Below are 15,477 nucleotides of genomic sequence, written 5' to 3'. Positions count from 1 at the left end.
TTTCATTTCTTTAATTATCTTGCGCCCCATGCAAAACAACCTCATTTCATTGCTGAAAGATCAAGAGACTTTCCCTGTGATGGGAGAAGCTTTAGATAAGTTCAACACCCTTTCCCTTGATTTTTCCCCATCTAATAGAGCCCTTGATACAGTAGATTTATCGGATACACGTAAGTTTGATGCCTTTGTTTTTGAACAGCTTGCCAAGTCCGACAAGAAGTACGGAATTGGTGGATACTTCGAACACAGGGCAATTTATAGCAGAAGTGCTGTGTTTGCTACAGATAAGGAAGACTTCAGGGATATCCATATGGGTGTGGATATATGGTCAGAATCCTGGACTCCTGTGTTTGCACCGCTTGATGGAGTTGTACACAGCTTTCAGGACAATGCAGGTTTTGGAAACTACGGTCCTACCATTATTCTTGAACATGATTTGGATGGTAAAAAGCTTTTCAGTCTTTATGGACATCTGGCTTTAGAAGACTTGAAAGGTTTGGAAGTTGGCCAAGTGATCCCAAAGGGGCAAAGGTTTTGTCATTTGGGACCTTTTCCAGAGAATGGAGATTGGCCACCGCACCTGCATTTTCAATTGATGTGGGACATGTTAGGAATGGTTGGTGACTTTCCAGGCGTTTGTTCTCACAGAGAGATGCAAAAATTCAGGAAAATTTGTCCTGACCCTAATCTTTTGATCCCATTTCAAGGGTCGTATTCCCCTGCGTGATGAGTCTTATACCTTCCATGGTCAAGTTACGGTCCACTGACTCGAAAGTATCTTTCAGTGTAGTCAAAATTGATGAAAGCCCGCCTGTTGCAATTACATGGCAAGGTTTACCGATTTCTTGTTGCATCGTTTCCAACATGCCCTTGACCAATCCTGTGTAACCATATAGGATACCAGATTGGATGGAGTGAATGGTATCGCGACCTAAAGCTGACTTAGGCAGTTTCAATTCTACTTCAGGCAATTTCGATGTATTTGAAAAAAGAGATTTGATAGCGGTTTTCAGGCCGGGAACAATATTTACACCCAGAACTTTTCCGTCTTGGCCTATGGCAGTAAAAGTAAGCGCAGTTCCGAAATCCACAATAATAGCGGTGTCCTTGAATTTCTCATATGCAGCGGCGACATTACACATCAAATCAGAACCGATTTCATTAGGTCTGGCTGTACTCACCTTTAATTTTTTATAGCTATTGCCATCAATCAAATAGCAGGTATGACCCAAGTACTCCATGCAAAACTGTTGGAGGATAGGATTGACTTCAGGCACTACGGAAGAAATACCCACCTGTGTGATAAGGTCTATTTTGATATTGTTTTCCAAGAAAAAAAGGTGAATCGTTTTTTCGAGCTGGAGCACAGAAAGGTTTCTGCTTGTCTCTACCCTAAATTCATATATCCATTTGTTTTTGGTTTCATCATAAAATCCAAAAACAATATTGGAATTGCCGGCATCTATTGCTAAAAACATAAAATCTGGTGTGAATGAAAGTCTCTCGGTGGACGTAGCCCTTGTCCAAAGATAGAAATTGATTTTGTTTTAGAGGAAAAAGTCAGAATATTCCGTTTTGGGATGTTTTGTCCTTTGAAAAAACAACCATTCAAATCATATCCTTCGGCAAATTTGAAGATTTATCAATAAATTTAAATTATGTATACAATCAGAAAAGGAAAAATTGAAGACCTTCCAAGAGTATTGGAATTGGTAAATGAATTGGCCGTATATGAAAAGGCTCCAAATGAGGTGATCAATACGGTTGAAATGATGGAGAAAGATGGTTTTGGAGAAAACCCTGTCTTTGGCTTTTTTGTAGCGGTAAAGGACAGCTCCAGTGAAATCATTGGAATTTCCATTTATTATTATCGTTACAGCACTTGGAAAGGCAAGCGTCTTTATTTGGAGGATATAGTTGTCACAGAAAGTGAGCGGGGAAATGGTGCTGGGAAGTTGCTTTTTGACCAGACTTTGGACAAAAGCATCGAGGAAGGTTGTTCTGGCATGACTTGGCAAGTATTGGATTGGAATGCCCCCGCTATAAATTTTTACAAAAAATATGGTGCCAGCCTAGAGGAAGAATGGGTCAATTGCAACTTACAAGATTTCCAAATCAAAGAATTACTCAAATAGTCTCAAATGCAATTTTAAACTTATGCCAGTATGCACATTTCATTAGAAGGTCAACGAATTTTGGTAACAGGTGCTTCAAGAGGTATCGGAAAGGCTATTGCCCAACAATTGTCATCATCCGGGGCGGAAGTATTGATCCATTACAACAGCAATGAAGCTTTAGCCAGTACACTTCAAGAAAGTCTTCCCAATCCTTCACATTTATGCCCTTGCGATCTCGAAAATTTGGAGAGTGTCAAAGGTTGGATTCCTTCTTTAGTTGAAAAATTTGGTCCAATAGACGCTATTGTCAATAATGCAGGAATTGCCATTTCTGTAGCAGATGATGCGGACACTGATACTTGGACAGAAGCTTGGCTTAAGACAATGAATGTCAATATCAATGCGATGGGTATTATCTGTAAAGAGTTTGTAGAGCATGCCAAGCAAAACAAGAACGGACGTTTGGTCAATATCTCTTCAAGAGCTGCTTTTAGAGGAGATACCAAAGATTACCTTGCTTATGGAGCTTCCAAGGCAGCGATTGTGTCTCTGACGCGTTCGATTGCGAGGTATTATGGAAAAGAAGGCATCAAAGCTTTTTTGATAGCTCCTGGATTTACAAGGACAGACATGGCCCAAGACTTTATGGACCAATATGGAGAGGAATATGCACTCAATGACATCGCATTGAACCAACTCACCGAACCCAAAGACTTAGCACCTATGGTCACCTTGCTATGTTCAGGATTGGCAGATCATGCTACAGGTTGTACTATCGACATCAATGCAGGTTCATATGTACATTGATGAATTAGAAAAAAGGGTATTTATTTGAAATGAAAAGATCACTTAGGAAGTAAAGGACAATTTGTTTGGGTTAAACTTTTGTCTTTTGCTTCCAGTTATTGTATAAAAAACAATATGCCGGCAAATTCTCCAGATTCTTTTTCTCCTGAGATGGTCCGTATCCTTAAGATCTTTGGGTTTGGTTCCTTGATTTTTGTCTTTGTACTTTCTTTTTTCAATGAGAGGAAGGCTGATAACACTGGAGAAGCGGATAGTGTGATGTATATGGCTGACCCAGAAAGGATTTATTTCAAAAACCTTAGGGCGTCTGTTTATGACAGGGAGGGTAGAGAGGATGCCAAAATGAATATTTATAGACACGGGAAAAGAAAGCAATCTACGTCTGAACCTCATCTCAACTTTATGATTTTGCTCAATAGGGTGAAAAATGAGGCCTATATCTATTTGGAGGCATTTCCGGAAGATTTTCCTATGAAATTAAAATGGAAGAATCTAGATACCGAAGAGGTAGGGGAGCTTGAGTTTTTGGGTGGCGATAAATTTGCCCATTTTGATTTTGCGGATCGTTTTTATCCCTTACTGATCGAAAATACGTATTTTGAGATGTGGTACGAAGAAAACTGGGTGCCTATCCTTGAAGAAGACCGTGAAAGAGAATCAGTAAGGGTGACGTTAGTTGACTTCTACCGCTTGATCAATAACCCAAAATAGACCAAAATGGAACTTCGCAGAATCGATAATCTGTGGAAGTTTTTAGGCATTAAAAACAACTTATCTGTGAATTACAGCCTTCATGATGAGATGAAGTATTCAATAGTGAAAGGTGGCCTAGAGCTTACACATCAGTTTAATCCTAAATTTCTCAGTAAATCAAGCCTTTTGATTCAGGAAAGGAGTTTTCAAGACAATTTGGCGCACCAAAAATTCATGAGTCAAAAGCAAAGATTTGGCATAAAACCGAAGGTCGCTTCTCCGGTTATGAGTTCAGTGTTTTTTCCAAAGGAACTTTTGGATTTGCAGAAAAAGTTTGATTTGGAAGTGCAAAAGGACCGAAAAGGTCACTTTAAAGTCACAATTTCTCCTTTTGTTCCAAAGAGCATATACGACATCCTCAATGTCGTAAATTTGGTAAGCAGGACCTTATGGGTCAAGAATTTTTTTGCTGAGGGGATAAGGAATTGAAAAAAGCCCCTCAGAAATCAATCTGAGGGGCTTTTTGAAATTAAAACAAGAACTTCACTCCTGCCAAGAAGTTGGTTCCTGCCTGTGGGTAGTAGAAATTCTCTGTCACCAACTCTCTTCCTGTGGCTCCTTCAGCGGGTAAAAAGTAGCTGAAGGTATACCCATTGGGTTCATAGAGCTGATTGAAGATATTGTTGACCAACAAAGTGAATTCCATATTTTTCACAAACCTTGGTCTCATGGCATAATTGAAGCGAAGGTCAGATGTCCAAAAAGCATTCAACATCCTATTTTCATTTTGGGTGTTGTCCATGAATTGGCTACCGACATATTTATTCAACAAACTTATTTCGAGATTTTTGATAGGTCTATAATCTAAGATTGCTGCGGCTACGACATTAGGGGAGAAGGCAATGTCTGTGTTTTCATGAACTATGACTTCCTGCACAAAAGGAGAGGCTGAGTAGTCATCTATGTACTCCAAAAACTCTTCGATTTTGTTTCTGCTGAAGGCGACATTTCCACCGATTGTAAACTTGCTGGTCACTTGATAAGCACCTTCCACCTCAATACCGGCTCTGTAGGAATTGTCTACGTTGTCTCTTACATATGCGCCCACATCATTCAATTGACCGGTAAGCACCAATTGGTCTCTGTATTTCATGTAGTACAAGTTTGCACTATAGGTGAATCCAGCGGCCTGTCTTTTATACCCTGCTTCTATATTTTGGAGATTTTCTGACTGCGGGGCTCGATCTACGATTGGGCTATCTGTAAAATCTCTCCTTACAGGTTCGCGGTTAGCTACAGCATAAGATGCATACCATGTTTTGCTAGGGTCAGGCTGATAAGTCAAGCCTACTTTGGGATTGAAGAAATTGAAATTTGCTACACCAGAAATATCCCTAAGGTCATTGTTGATTCCTTCAAAGGTATAATCTATTTTCCTGTACTGAAGATCACCGAATACAAAAAGTCCTTCAGTAGCTTCATAGGTAGCTTTCGCATAAATATTGTAATCATCTTTGACAGCCTTGTTATCATAATATCGGTCTCTGATATTGACATCTCCTGCAAATTGCATCCAAATCAATTCACCGAAATGATCACCATCGTACCTATTGGCACCACCACCAATTACTGCATCAAGTCGCCCATCATCTGAGAGATAGTTGAGGGAAAAAACAGCTCCGTAGAAATCGTTGTCCAACCATCTTCTTCTGATCAAATCCATTCTGGCTATGCTTTCTCCACCAATCACTACAGGTGACAAGGCATAATTGCTCAACCTGTCATTGCGCCTAAACTGCTCATAATAGCCTCTCCCATAAGTGTAATGCAATGCAGCATTGGCTTTCCAGTTGGGGCCTAATATGCCGGTATAGATCAATTGGTTATGCGTCTGCCTGTAGTTGTCTACTTGATTGTCGTATGTGTATGGATTGAAAGTGCGGTTTGTTTCCAAAAGAGCTTCTGGAACACCTTCCCATGCCTGATAAGTCACTTCTGCACCAGAAAAAACATTCAATTTCACCACATGATTTTCCCCATAATAGCCACCTGATAAGAAATATGACCTCAAATCTGAAGAAGCTCGGTCAATATATCCATCAGATGAGATCTGGGAAAGCCTTGCATCAAAGGCCCACTTATCATTGATAAGGCCTGACCCAACTTTGACCATATGTCGTCTGGTATTGAATGAACCAAAGGAGTTGTCAATTTCTCCATAGGCTTCCTCCTGTCGGGTGTCTGTCTGTATGTTGAGGCTTGCCCCAAAAGTCGCAGCACCATTGGTGGAGGTTCCCACGCCTCTTTGAATTTGGATATTATCTACTGAAGAGGCAAAATCAGGCATGTTTACCCAAAATACCCCATGCGATTCAGCATCATTGAGAGGGATACCATTGACGGTGACGTTGATTCTGGTTTGATCAGAACCTCTAATTCTCAGTCCTGTGTAACCTACTCCTGCCCCGGCATCAGAGAAGCTGACTACAGAGGGTGTGAAATTCAGCAATATTGGTAAGTCCTGCCCAAGGTTGAGTTTGGAAATATCTGACTTGTCGATATTGGTAAAGGTGGTAGGAGTCTTGTCAGTGGCCCTTGTGGCATAGACAATAAATTCCTCTGTCAGGAGACTGCTGGATTCAAGGTTTATTTCCAGCTGTTCAGAGGTAGGGACGGATATTTCCCGTGTCATTGGTTCAAATCCCAGGTAACTCACTCTTAGTGTGTAATTACCTGCAGGAATGTTTCTGATTTGGAATTTGCCATCAAGGTCTGTGGTAGAACCTCTACCTGTTCCACTGAGGATGACATTAGCACCTACTAATTGTTCACCCGTATTGCTTTTGACTACACCTCCAATGTTGGATTGCGCCATAGCAGTTAAGGCAAACAGCCATAAGGCCAGAGAGCATAAAGATTTTTTCATGTTGATTGATACTTTTCCGTTGCCGGATTTTTGGTTAAACATCAGAAAATCAAGGGGGATTTTCTTCAAATTGTTTACCCGTTACCAAAGTGGAAAGAAAAACTGTTTTGCATGCGATTGATCAGGTACATAGTACCCGATGACCTAGGTCTTTTCCTTTCTTTTTTGGTTCCTCATTTCCCTTCGCCGGCACTACCCGGATCAGGTATTGTGGGTATGATCTCAGCCCGTTGTATTGGGGCACCCCTAATGATCTTGAGCACAAAGGTAGTTTGAAAACCTTATGAAGCAAAAAAATGAGGTTTTATAAATACTTCATGACACTATTGACAAAATCTGTCATTCATTATAACCTGTGAGTTCCAGTTGTATTTGATATTTGTAGATACTGGATATAAGTGGATATTAATTCAGAAATCAACGAATAATTAATGATTTTAAGTTTTTCTGTCGGCATTGTGAATATCGAAAGGAATTCATTTGAATTAGGTTAAAAAAATATAAACCGGAGATTTATGTCTCCGGTTTATAACAATATGGTTATCTGCCTCTTAATCAGCAGGATCAAAATAACAAGTTAGATATCGATCACAAGTATCAATCAATATCCAACTGACCAAATATTTAGGTTTTTTGCTTAGGAGAAGATTAGCTGATAATCATAAATAGGTTAAAATCAATTTTCTCCTAAGTACTTCAAGTGCTTGACGTGAGAGGCGAATGCAAGGCGCATTTTAGGATGCTCTATGTATTTTATTTTGTATTCCTCACAAGTTTCCCTGATGATCTTGCTGATGGCAGGATAGTGGATATGGGAAATATTTGGGAAAAGATGGTGTTCGATTTGGAAATTCAAACCACCGATCATCCAAGAAAGCACTTTATTGTTGGTGGCAAAATTGGCTGTGGTCTTGAGTTGATGAACTGCCCAATCATTTTCAAGTTTGTTGGTAACTTGATCAGGCATAGGGAATTCAGTTTCTTCCAAAGAGTGTGCAAGCTGAAAGACTACACTTAAGCATATTCCTGTCGCTATACCATAGGTAAGGAAACCTATCAACCAAGGCAAAAATCCAACAGTGTAAAATGGCAAGGCCACAAATAAAGCCAGGTGGATTGCTTTGAAGCCCCAAAAAACCAAATGCTCTTTGACGTCCATTTTTGCAATAGGTGTCTGACCTACTTTTTTGGTGATGTATTTTTTGTAATCAGTAACAAACACCCAATAAATGTAAAGTATAGAGTACACCAAAAGGAAATACTTGTGCTGATACTTATGGATAGCGTATTTTTTCTGATTAGGGCATAACCTCAAAAGAGGGCGGGCATTCATATCATCATCTACTTCATCCACATTGGTGAAAGAGTGATGGACCACATTGTGCTTTGTTTTCCACATAAATACATTAGCACCTAAAAAGTTGATGGTAACACCTGCGAGTTCATTTACCCAGGATTTTTGTGAAAAGCTACCATGTGCACCATCATGCATTACATTGAAACCGATTCCGGCAGCCAGTGCTCCTAACAAGATTGCTTCAAGCAAGGCTATGGCCCAGAAAGGCGTGAAGAAAACCAAATGTATAAATATAGCTACATACAATGTAACCATTAAAACAGCTTTGAAATACAGTTTGAAATTTCCCGTAGGACTGATGTTTTTTTCTGTGAAGTAATTTTTGACCCTCCCTTTTAAATCTGAATGAAAGGAGGACGCGGCATTGAATCTAGGGGGACGCATCTTATTGTAATTGAATTAGTTATTAATTATACTCGAATGAAAAATAAGCCGGGTGATTATCCTACATTCCTTCCAAAGATACCTAAATTTTTGTCAGTAATTAAATATTCAACTCTTTCCTTTTGACTATTTATTGCAGAAGCTTATTAATAGTTCGGATGGATTCTTTCATTCTGTTTTCAAAATCACCGGAAATCACCGCATAATTAACTTTGCTTTGTTTGAGTAGCCTTTCGTACCATTCAAAAAAATACTTTCTCATAACAGGATCCGGATGTTCTCTTTGTGGGTCTTCTTGCCATGGGATATCAATATCTGTCAAGAGATATAAATCATATTTTCTTGACTCTATTTGACTTTTTACCCAAGGAGAGACTTTGCCATATTTGTGCTCACTCCACACCTGTATCACTCGGAGGTCGGTGTCACATATCAGAAGTTTAGCTGCATTCTGAATGGCTTCATCTTCAAGCCCAACCTGTCCTCTGCCAATTGCTTCGAGATCCTCGTACTGGTAAGGTTGATCAAGGTTGTTTAGATATTGCCGGGCATATTCTTGTACCCATTTACATTTGTAATGATCTGCGAGGGATTTGGCAAGGGTGCTCTTTCCCGTGGATTCAGGACCGATAACCACAATTTTTTTAAGCATATTCTGCTTTTTTATTCTTCGCGGATTTGATCCACTCGATCAATCCAATGGTAGCCAATACAGTAAAAAAAAGAAATTGGAAAGATGTCAACATCAATCCTTTGTAATAGTATAATGGAACTGATACGATATCTGTAATGATCCATGCAATCCAGTTTTCTACCTTCTTTTTAGCCATCAGAAACATACCGACGAAAGCAGATGCAGTTGTGAAAGAATCCCAATAAGGCACATCGCTATCCGTGAAATTGGACAAAACAAAATACAAAGCTGCATAAGAACCCAAAAGCAGGGCAACAGACTGAATAATTCCTTTTTTGCTCAGCCATGTGACAGGAAGCTCCTCTTTTTCACCTGGGGGACGGCTCCATAGATACCACCCATATACAGACATGCCAAAGTAATAAGCATTGATGCCCATATCTGCATACAGTTTGTATTGGAGGCAGATGTACACATAAATAATAGTGCTTACCATTCCGGTGGGAAATACCAGGATGTTTTTTTTGATAGAATATATCACACTTGCTATACCAAAAAAGACAGCAACAGCTTCTAACCAAGTCATTTCGGCAAAGCCTTCTTTGATGCCGATCCAAATCCAAGAAAAATCCATAAGCGAAGAAAGCTAGAAAATATCAAAATGGAAAACATGAGCGGGGATTCTAAGCAAAAGCCCCGCTCTTTTGTATCAGTAGATGATTTAAGTTTACTGATTGTCTTCGGTTGATGGATTGATTCGTTTTGGGTACTTTTTGATTTCAAGCAAATTTTCTTCAATCAAAAATTCCTGAGCAGCTATTTGGATTCTCTCTTCATCAATTGATTCAATATGATCCTGAGCATTTAAAACGATCTCCCAATCTAATCCATGTTCTCTGATGGCATTCATTTGAGCTACCCAATAGTTGTTTCTTTTCAGGTTCTCTTCCAATGCAATCTTTCTTTTTTCCTTTACCTTTTGTAGATCAGCTTCTTCAGGGCCGTTTTCTTGGATCTTTTTGATTTCTTTCCATACTGCTTCAATTAATTCATCAACCCTGTCAGGGCTACATGGGAAGCTGACAGAAAAGGTAAATTGATCTACAGGCTTATTGACCAAACTGCCTCTGGCACCTACACCATATACGCCACCTATTTCTTCTCTTAGACTTTCTATCAATTTGATAGTGAGTATTTCGCCAAGGTATGTGATGTCTCTTGCCCTATCTCTGCTGTATTCTGATTCCCCAGAAAAGAAGAGTATGACTTGGCTCTTTTCATCTGTCCCCACTTCTATGGTTTTGGTAGTTCCTCTTGGCGGACGGATACCAAGGTCCTTAAAATTTCTCGATTGAGTAGGATCAGATGGCAAAGTGGCAATATACGTTTCCAAAAGAGGTATGAAGGTTTCTAAATCGATATTCCCTGAAAAGTAAAATTCAAAATCAGCTGCATTTGAGAAGCTTTCTCGGAATATTTCCAAGCCCCGATCCACGGAAACCTGATCCAGTTCCTCGGGTTCGAAAACCCCCATTCCTCTTTTGTTTCCATCGGCAATGATTTTATTCAGTTGCTTTGAAAATTGGTAATCAGGATTGGCTTGAGCGCTGGCAAGTTGGGTTTTTTGGTTATTGATATAGATGTCGAATAGCTCCTTATCTTCTCTTGGTTGCGAAAAATAAAGGTGTATCAATTGTAGGGCTGTTTCTGATTGATTAGGAGAAAAAGATCCTGAAATATTTTGGTCATAAGTACCAATATTGGGGGTGACAGAAACGGTTTTTCCAGCCAGCATTTTTCTTAGGTCGCTGGGAGAAAAATCTCCAACACCCATAACATTGACCATCACACCTGCATAACTGGCTGAGTAATGATCCTCATCAGGATAAACAGATACCCCACCTTTGCCCGTGATGGTAAACACAATTTCGTCATTTTTAAAATCAGTGGGTTTGACAAACACTTTGGCTCCATTTGGAAGCACATACTCAAAAATCCCAACAGATTCCACTTCCGATATTTCTGTAATGGGGTTAGGTAATGGAGGGTTGCTGATCAGTTTCTCCCCAAGTTCTTTTTCTTCATAAGGGGCAAGGTCAAGTGCAGAAGCCTTTTCAAACAAATTCAAAATATCACCATCTGTCGGCAGCATTTCCTTTTCGCTGTCAGGTGCGGTGATGATGATCACCCTGTTTTCCTCTGTAATCAATTCATCAGCCAAGGCATTGATATCATTCAGGCTGATTTCCTGAAATATTTCCTGATAAAATGCATATTTCCATTTTTCGCCTTCTGCAAAATTTCCTTTTAAAAAATGGTTGATATACCTGCCTACCACTGCCCTAGATTCAGTTTTGTCCATCTCCTTGAAAGACCGTTCGGCACTGTTGAGCAGGGCTCTTTTGACCCTGTCTAGCTCAGGCTGGGTAAAACCATGAGAGGCTACACGCTTGTTTTCCACAATCAAGGAAAGTATTCCGTCTTCAACTTTGCCAGGAGAGACTACTCCTGATGCTGTGAAATAATCCATGCTCCTTACAAAGTTGCCATACCCCGTGCCTGCAAAGATGAATGGGGCATCAGGTTTTTGGCGGATTTCATCCAACCTTTGGGTAAGCATACCTGCATACATGGTTCTGATCAAGTAAGCCTTATAGTCTTTCTTGGTTTGGAATCTGAGTGGTGGGTGTTTGTAAAAAATCTGTATCTGAATGCCTGGAGCTTCCTCATCAGTAACGATACTTACCAAGGTTTCTTGGTGTTCCGGCACTTCGAATTTTTTTCTTTCGGGGTAGACTATGGGATTCTCCAAATCTCCAAAAAAATCATAAATGAGTTTTTCCAGTTCATCAGGATCCGCATCTCCTACTGCGATGACAGCCATATTATTGGGTCTATACCATTCACGGTAAAATTTTCTCAGGGTCTCGTACTCGAAGTTTTGGACGACTTCCATATCACCAATGGGGAGTCTTTCGGCATATTGACTTTGGTAAAGGAGTTTGGGCAGGTATTGATCACGGAGCCTTTGACTGTAGCCTTGCCCGGTGCGCCATTCTTCCACGATGATACTTCTTTCTGCGTCTATGTCATCTTCTTTGAAAGATATGCCTCCCGCCCAATCACGTAACACCCTAAAGCCACTTTTCAATTTTTCCGGATCATCAGATGGAATCGGAAGGATATATACTGTTTCATCAAACCCCGTATAGGCATTCAGGTCAGCACCAAATGAGACACCAATGGATTGCAGGTAGGAGATGAGCTCATTTTTCTCGAAGTTTTCTGTCCCATTAAAGGCCATATGCTCTGTAAAATGAGCAAGTCCACGCTGATTTTCATCTTCCAAAACTGACCCAGCATTGACAGCGAGTCGTAGTTCGACTTTGTTTTCAGGTTTTGGGTTTTGCTGTATATAATAGACCAAGCCATTTTCTAAAGTCCCTTTTTTGACTCTGGGATCAAGGGGAACTTTTTGGGAGAGGTCAGTTTGGCCAAAGGTACAGTAGGGAAATAGAAATAGAAGAAGGAAAAAGAAAGGGTTTAAATTTTTTGGCATCATATTCAAAATTTGGGAGGAACGTGGGAGGCTTTATGAGGAGGTTGATTGATTTCTAAATTTAAACCGTCCAATTCGACTTTAGGTTCTGTGTAACATTTCATCAATCCAATTTAATGGATTGTTGGTAATGTATAAATATCAAGAGAGCTACAATTCCCCCAATTTTTGCCCTTTATTTGATTTGGCCTTCATGCTTTTAGGGCTTCCGATGACTTGTGAATTGTATATGCCGGCATGCCCGCTGAAAATATATGCTACCACACAGGCAACACCTATAAAAATTCCCGACTCTGCTCCGAAAAGTTCTATTCCCATCAACGTGCATGCCAAAGGGGTGTTGGTTGCTCCTGAAAAAACGCCTACGAAACCCATTCCTGCCAAAAGTGCAACTGGTAGTGGAATCACGCCGGAAAGTGCATTGCCCAAGGTGGCGCCTGTATAAAAGAGAGGCGTCACTTCTCCACCCTTAAACCCAGCACCTAATGTCAAGGAGGTCATACCTATTTTTACCAATGAATCGTACCAGGGGAGATTCTCCGAAAATGCATCCACAATTGTAGGAATGCCAAGTCCAATGTATTTGGTGGTGCCCATGGCCAATACCAATAATGCCACAATTGCTCCACCAATCACAGGCCTCAAGGGTGGATATGAGATGTAATTTTTAAAGAGCTTTGACCATACGTGTGTGGCTTTTGCAAATAAACGTCCTGCCAATCCAAAACAAATGCCCGCTGGAATGATCCACAACAAAGTAGTGATGTCAACATTCGGGACAAAAGGAATCGCATATTGTGTATGGTGGACGGACCAGAATTCTGCACAGGCATAATCGGCTACATAAGCTCCAAGAAATGCCGGTAAAATAGACTCATACCTGATTCTGCCAACTACCAACCATTCTAAAGCAAAAACCGCCCCTGCCAAAGGTGTCCCAAATACGGAAGAAAATCCGGCCGCTACACCTATGGTGATCAGTATCTTCCTGTCTTCTTTGGTGAATTTAAGCCATTTACTGAACTGGTCAGCTATTGCACCACCCATCTGCACGGCAGTACCCTCTCGACCTGCTGACCCACCAAACAAATGTGTAGCCAAAGTGCCAAATAGGACCAAGGGCGCCATCCTTAGTGGAATGGTTTTTTGGGGATTATAGAACTCTTCCAAAAGTTGGTTGTTGCCTTTTACCACAGACTCTCCAAACTTGTGATAAGTCCATCCAATGACCAATCCTCCGAGGGGTAATAGTGCTATTATCCACAAATTTGCTTCTCTGTAGTTGGTCATCCAGTCGAGTGATACTAAGAAAAAAGCGGATGCAGAACCTGCCAAGAATCCTACGATTCCTGCAATGAGAAGCCATTTGGCCGTGAATATGATACTTGGAAAGAATTCTTTTTGGAAAAATTTTTTCGCTTTCAGTTCATCAGAAATCCTCTTCAACATAAAGGCTCAATTTTTTTTATGGCATGCATGCCACGGTTGTAAAATGTGTTGAAGTAGGAGTCATCAGCATTCAAAAAGAAGCGGTTGTAGGTGGAACCCCATCACCTTTATACTGACAAAAATAGCCTTTCTTCGCAAAAACCATAAATTATTGTCAGAATATTATTCTTTCCCAAACAAAGCCATAACTTAAGGATTGTAATGTTATGGAGAAAAGTATGAAGCATATATTGATTACAGGCGGTTCGGGACTGATCGGGAAAAAGATCACCCATCTTTTGGAAAGGAAAGGTTATGAAGTGGCTTGGTTGAGCCGAAATGCAGATAATAAAGGTCAGAAATCCTTTGAATGGGACATTCAGAATCAAGAAATGGATGAGGAAGCCATCAATTGGGCGGATGGAATAATCCATCTTGCGGGAGCGGGTGTGGCAGATAAAAGGTGGACTGCAGAACGAAAAAAAGCGATACTTCAAAGTCGGACAATGTCCACTTCTTTGTTGAGAAAATATATAGAAAAATCCTCTCAAAAACCTTCAGTTTTCGTGTCTGCATCAGCGGTGGGCTACTATGGGTTCAATACAGAAAATGAGATGGTTGATGAAAATGCCAAGCCTGGAGATGATTTTCTGGCTCAAGTTGTCACAGCTTGGGAAGATGAGGTGAGCAAAATCGAAAACCTTGGATTACGCACTGTGATGTTGCGTATCGGTATCGTACTAGCAAAAGAAGGTGGTGCACTCGTGGAAATGTTGAAGCCCCCTGTTGCAGCACCTCTGGGTTCAGGAAAACAATGGATGAGCTGGATTCAGGTTGACGATTTGGCTAGAATGTTTTTTTATGCCATCGAAAATGAGCAAGTAAAAGGTATTTACAATGCAGTAGGGCCTAACCCAGCGACGAATGCCGAGCTCACAGAAAAAGCAGCAAAAAAGAAAGGGAAGCTCTTTGTAAACATAGGGGTTCCCGGTTTTGGCCTAAAAATCATTTTAGGTGAAATGGCACAAATGGTACTGGGAGGCAATAAAGCTTCATCTAAGAAGATTCAAGAAGCAGGGTTTGAATTCAGGTACCCACGCTTGGAAGAGGCTTTGGAGAAGATTTTTGTGTAAGGATTGTCAAGACCTTATCGAGCCGACCGCTTGCCTACCAAAAACCACAATAGTGTGCCTAGGAGTGGAAGAAAAATGACTACCAGTATCCATACAATTTTATCATTTCCTGGACCAAAACCACTGGTCAGTACGTCATAAATGGTGTAAGCGTAAATCAAAAAGCCTATAATTCCGAGTCCGAACATATGTTAAGCGTTATGGTGTCTTTGAAATCTTGTGTATTTTCTTTTGTTGAATTCAGCATGGAAATATAGGAAGGGACCTATAGGATGTAAAAACAAGATCAAACCAAGCCAGATTATTTTGTTGGTTTTTGACAGTCTGTTGTTTTTTGACCAATCCCACATAGCCCAAAGACTCAATGAGCCATAAAGTACAGCTAAAATAAAAGTAATCCCCATTGTTGTATCTGTGCTAGTCATGTACGCAATTAACA

The 15,477-nt window shown here is 40.4% G+C and carries 15 protein-coding genes and 2 riboswitches; of the genes, 6 read left to right on the top strand and 9 right to left on the bottom strand.

What is annotated here, in order from left to right; translation table 11 throughout:
• The first annotated feature begins 28 nt into the window (after nucleotides 1-28).
• Complete coding sequence (locus tag CLW00_RS07490; protein WP_106133033.1) at nucleotides 29-727, top strand: peptidoglycan DD-metalloendopeptidase family protein; 699 nt, start codon at nucleotides 29-31, stop codon at nucleotides 725-727.
• Here CLW00_RS07490 and CLW00_RS07485 read toward each other — a convergent pair.
• Nucleotides 684-1,478 (bottom strand): type III pantothenate kinase, encoded by a 795-nt coding sequence (locus tag CLW00_RS07485; protein WP_106133032.1) that lies wholly within the window; start codon nucleotides 1,476-1,478, stop codon nucleotides 684-686. The two genes, CLW00_RS07490 and CLW00_RS07485, sit on opposite strands and share 44 nt — an antisense overlap.
• Nucleotides 1,479-1,658: 180 nt before the next feature.
• Here CLW00_RS07485 and CLW00_RS07480 point away from each other — a divergent pair, with 180 nt between their 5' ends.
• From CLW00_RS07480 to CLW00_RS07465, 4 genes are all read left to right on the top strand, one after another.
• Nucleotides 1,659-2,135, top strand: coding sequence for a GNAT family N-acetyltransferase (locus CLW00_RS07480; protein WP_106133031.1), 477 nt, complete (start codon nucleotides 1,659-1,661; stop codon nucleotides 2,133-2,135).
• 30 nt (nucleotides 2,136-2,165) lie between these two features.
• Complete coding sequence (locus CLW00_RS07475) at nucleotides 2,166-2,924, top strand: SDR family NAD(P)-dependent oxidoreductase (RefSeq protein WP_106133030.1); 759 nt, start codon at nucleotides 2,166-2,168, stop codon at nucleotides 2,922-2,924.
• A gap of 114 nt (nucleotides 2,925-3,038) precedes the next feature.
• Complete coding sequence (locus tag CLW00_RS07470) at nucleotides 3,039-3,635, top strand: hypothetical protein (protein WP_106133029.1); 597 nt, start codon at nucleotides 3,039-3,041, stop codon at nucleotides 3,633-3,635.
• A gap of 6 nt (nucleotides 3,636-3,641) precedes the next feature.
• The gene (locus CLW00_RS07465) at nucleotides 3,642-4,106 is read left to right on the top strand and encodes a hypothetical protein (protein WP_106133028.1); all 465 of its coding nucleotides are present in this window, start codon (nucleotides 3,642-3,644) and stop codon (nucleotides 4,104-4,106) included.
• Nucleotides 4,107-4,146: 40 nt separating this feature from the next.
• Here CLW00_RS07465 and CLW00_RS07460 read toward each other — a convergent pair whose 3' ends face one another.
• From CLW00_RS07460 to CLW00_RS07435, 6 genes are all read right to left on the bottom strand, one after another.
• Nucleotides 4,147-6,543, bottom strand: a complete 2,397-nt coding sequence (locus CLW00_RS07460) for a TonB-dependent receptor (RefSeq protein WP_106133086.1) — start codon at nucleotides 6,541-6,543, stop codon at nucleotides 4,147-4,149.
• Between the two features lie 161 nt (nucleotides 6,544-6,704).
• Nucleotides 6,705-6,801: riboswitch (TPP riboswitch) on the bottom strand.
• Between the two features lie 418 nt (nucleotides 6,802-7,219).
• Nucleotides 7,220-8,284: a fatty acid desaturase family protein gene (locus CLW00_RS07455; protein WP_106133027.1), complete on the bottom strand. Its 1,065-nt coding sequence runs from the start codon at nucleotides 8,282-8,284 to the stop codon at nucleotides 7,220-7,222.
• 130 nt (nucleotides 8,285-8,414) lie between these two features.
• On the bottom strand, nucleotides 8,415-8,936 hold the full coding sequence (locus CLW00_RS07450; RefSeq protein ID WP_106133026.1) for an AAA family ATPase: 522 nt from the start codon (nucleotides 8,934-8,936) through the stop codon (nucleotides 8,415-8,417).
• Nucleotides 8,929-9,552, bottom strand: a complete 624-nt coding sequence (pnuC, locus tag CLW00_RS07445) for a nicotinamide riboside transporter PnuC (RefSeq protein ID WP_106133025.1) — start codon at nucleotides 9,550-9,552, stop codon at nucleotides 8,929-8,931. The genes CLW00_RS07450 and pnuC overlap by 8 nt, the downstream gene beginning before the upstream one ends.
• Before the next feature lie 93 nt (nucleotides 9,553-9,645).
• Complete coding sequence (locus tag CLW00_RS07440) at nucleotides 9,646-12,480, bottom strand: M16 family metallopeptidase (protein WP_245917192.1); 2,835 nt, start codon at nucleotides 12,478-12,480, stop codon at nucleotides 9,646-9,648.
• Nucleotides 12,481-12,627: 147 nt separating this feature from the next.
• The gene (locus CLW00_RS07435) at nucleotides 12,628-13,926 is read right to left on the bottom strand and encodes a voltage-gated chloride channel family protein (RefSeq protein ID WP_106133023.1); all 1,299 of its coding nucleotides are present in this window, start codon (nucleotides 13,924-13,926) and stop codon (nucleotides 12,628-12,630) included.
• Between the two features lie 47 nt (nucleotides 13,927-13,973).
• A riboswitch (Fluoride riboswitch) is annotated at nucleotides 13,974-14,041 on the bottom strand.
• Nucleotides 14,042-14,144: 103 nt separating this feature from the next.
• On the opposite strand from CLW00_RS07435, the gene CLW00_RS07430 reads away from it, so the two are divergent.
• Nucleotides 14,145-15,038 (top strand): TIGR01777 family oxidoreductase, encoded by an 894-nt coding sequence (locus CLW00_RS07430; protein WP_106133085.1) that lies wholly within the window; start codon nucleotides 14,145-14,147, stop codon nucleotides 15,036-15,038.
• Between the two features lie 14 nt (nucleotides 15,039-15,052).
• Here the strand turns inward: CLW00_RS07430 and CLW00_RS07425 are convergent, their stop codons facing one another.
• Nucleotides 15,053-15,226: a PLDc N-terminal domain-containing protein gene (locus CLW00_RS07425; RefSeq protein ID WP_106133022.1), complete on the bottom strand. Its 174-nt coding sequence runs from the start codon at nucleotides 15,224-15,226 to the stop codon at nucleotides 15,053-15,055.
• A 3-nt stretch (nucleotides 15,227-15,229) separates the two neighbouring features.
• Nucleotides 15,230-15,463: a PLD nuclease N-terminal domain-containing protein gene (locus CLW00_RS07420; protein WP_106133021.1), complete on the bottom strand. Its 234-nt coding sequence runs from the start codon at nucleotides 15,461-15,463 to the stop codon at nucleotides 15,230-15,232.
• Nucleotides 15,464-15,477 lie beyond the last annotated feature (14 nt).

It is taken from the genome of Mongoliibacter ruber (assembly GCF_003003005.1).
GTDB classification, from domain to species: domain Bacteria; phylum Bacteroidota; class Bacteroidia; order Cytophagales; family Cyclobacteriaceae; genus Mongoliibacter; species Mongoliibacter ruber.
This window is presented reverse-complemented; position numbering and strand designations above follow the sequence as displayed.

Excerpts from the sequence above, each read along its gene's own strand:
- CLW00_RS07490 (WP_106133033.1), top strand. The coding sequence starts at position 29 with ATGCAAAACAACCTCATTTCATTGCTGAAAGATCAAGAGACTTTCCCT.
- CLW00_RS07485 (WP_106133032.1), bottom strand. The coding sequence starts at position 1,478 with ATGTTTTTAGCAATAGATGCCGGCAATTCCAATATTGTTTTTGGATTT.
- CLW00_RS07480 (WP_106133031.1), top strand. The coding sequence starts at position 1,659 with ATGTATACAATCAGAAAAGGAAAAATTGAAGACCTTCCAAGAGTATTG.
- CLW00_RS07475 (WP_106133030.1), top strand. The coding sequence starts at position 2,166 with ATGCACATTTCATTAGAAGGTCAACGAATTTTGGTAACAGGTGCTTCA.
- CLW00_RS07470 (WP_106133029.1), top strand. The coding sequence starts at position 3,039 with ATGCCGGCAAATTCTCCAGATTCTTTTTCTCCTGAGATGGTCCGTATC.
- CLW00_RS07465 (WP_106133028.1), top strand. The coding sequence starts at position 3,642 with ATGGAACTTCGCAGAATCGATAATCTGTGGAAGTTTTTAGGCATTAAA.
- CLW00_RS07460 (WP_106133086.1), bottom strand. The coding sequence starts at position 6,543 with ATGAAAAAATCTTTATGCTCTCTGGCCTTATGGCTGTTTGCCTTAACT.
- CLW00_RS07455 (WP_106133027.1), bottom strand. The coding sequence starts at position 8,284 with ATGCGTCCCCCTAGATTCAATGCCGCGTCCTCCTTTCATTCAGATTTA.
- CLW00_RS07450 (WP_106133026.1), bottom strand. The coding sequence starts at position 8,936 with ATGCTTAAAAAAATTGTGGTTATCGGTCCTGAATCCACGGGAAAGAGC.
- pnuC (WP_106133025.1), bottom strand. The coding sequence starts at position 9,552 with ATGGATTTTTCTTGGATTTGGATCGGCATCAAAGAAGGCTTTGCCGAA.
- CLW00_RS07440 (WP_245917192.1), bottom strand. The coding sequence starts at position 12,480 with ATGATGCCAAAAAATTTAAACCCTTTCTTTTTCCTTCTTCTATTTCTA.
- CLW00_RS07435 (WP_106133023.1), bottom strand. The coding sequence starts at position 13,926 with ATGTTGAAGAGGATTTCTGATGAACTGAAAGCGAAAAAATTTTTCCAA.
- CLW00_RS07430 (WP_106133085.1), top strand. The coding sequence starts at position 14,145 with ATGAAGCATATATTGATTACAGGCGGTTCGGGACTGATCGGGAAAAAG.
- CLW00_RS07425 (WP_106133022.1), bottom strand. The coding sequence starts at position 15,226 with ATGTTCGGACTCGGAATTATAGGCTTTTTGATTTACGCTTACACCATT.
- CLW00_RS07420 (WP_106133021.1), bottom strand. The coding sequence starts at position 15,463 with ATGACTAGCACAGATACAACAATGGGGATTACTTTTATTTTAGCTGTA.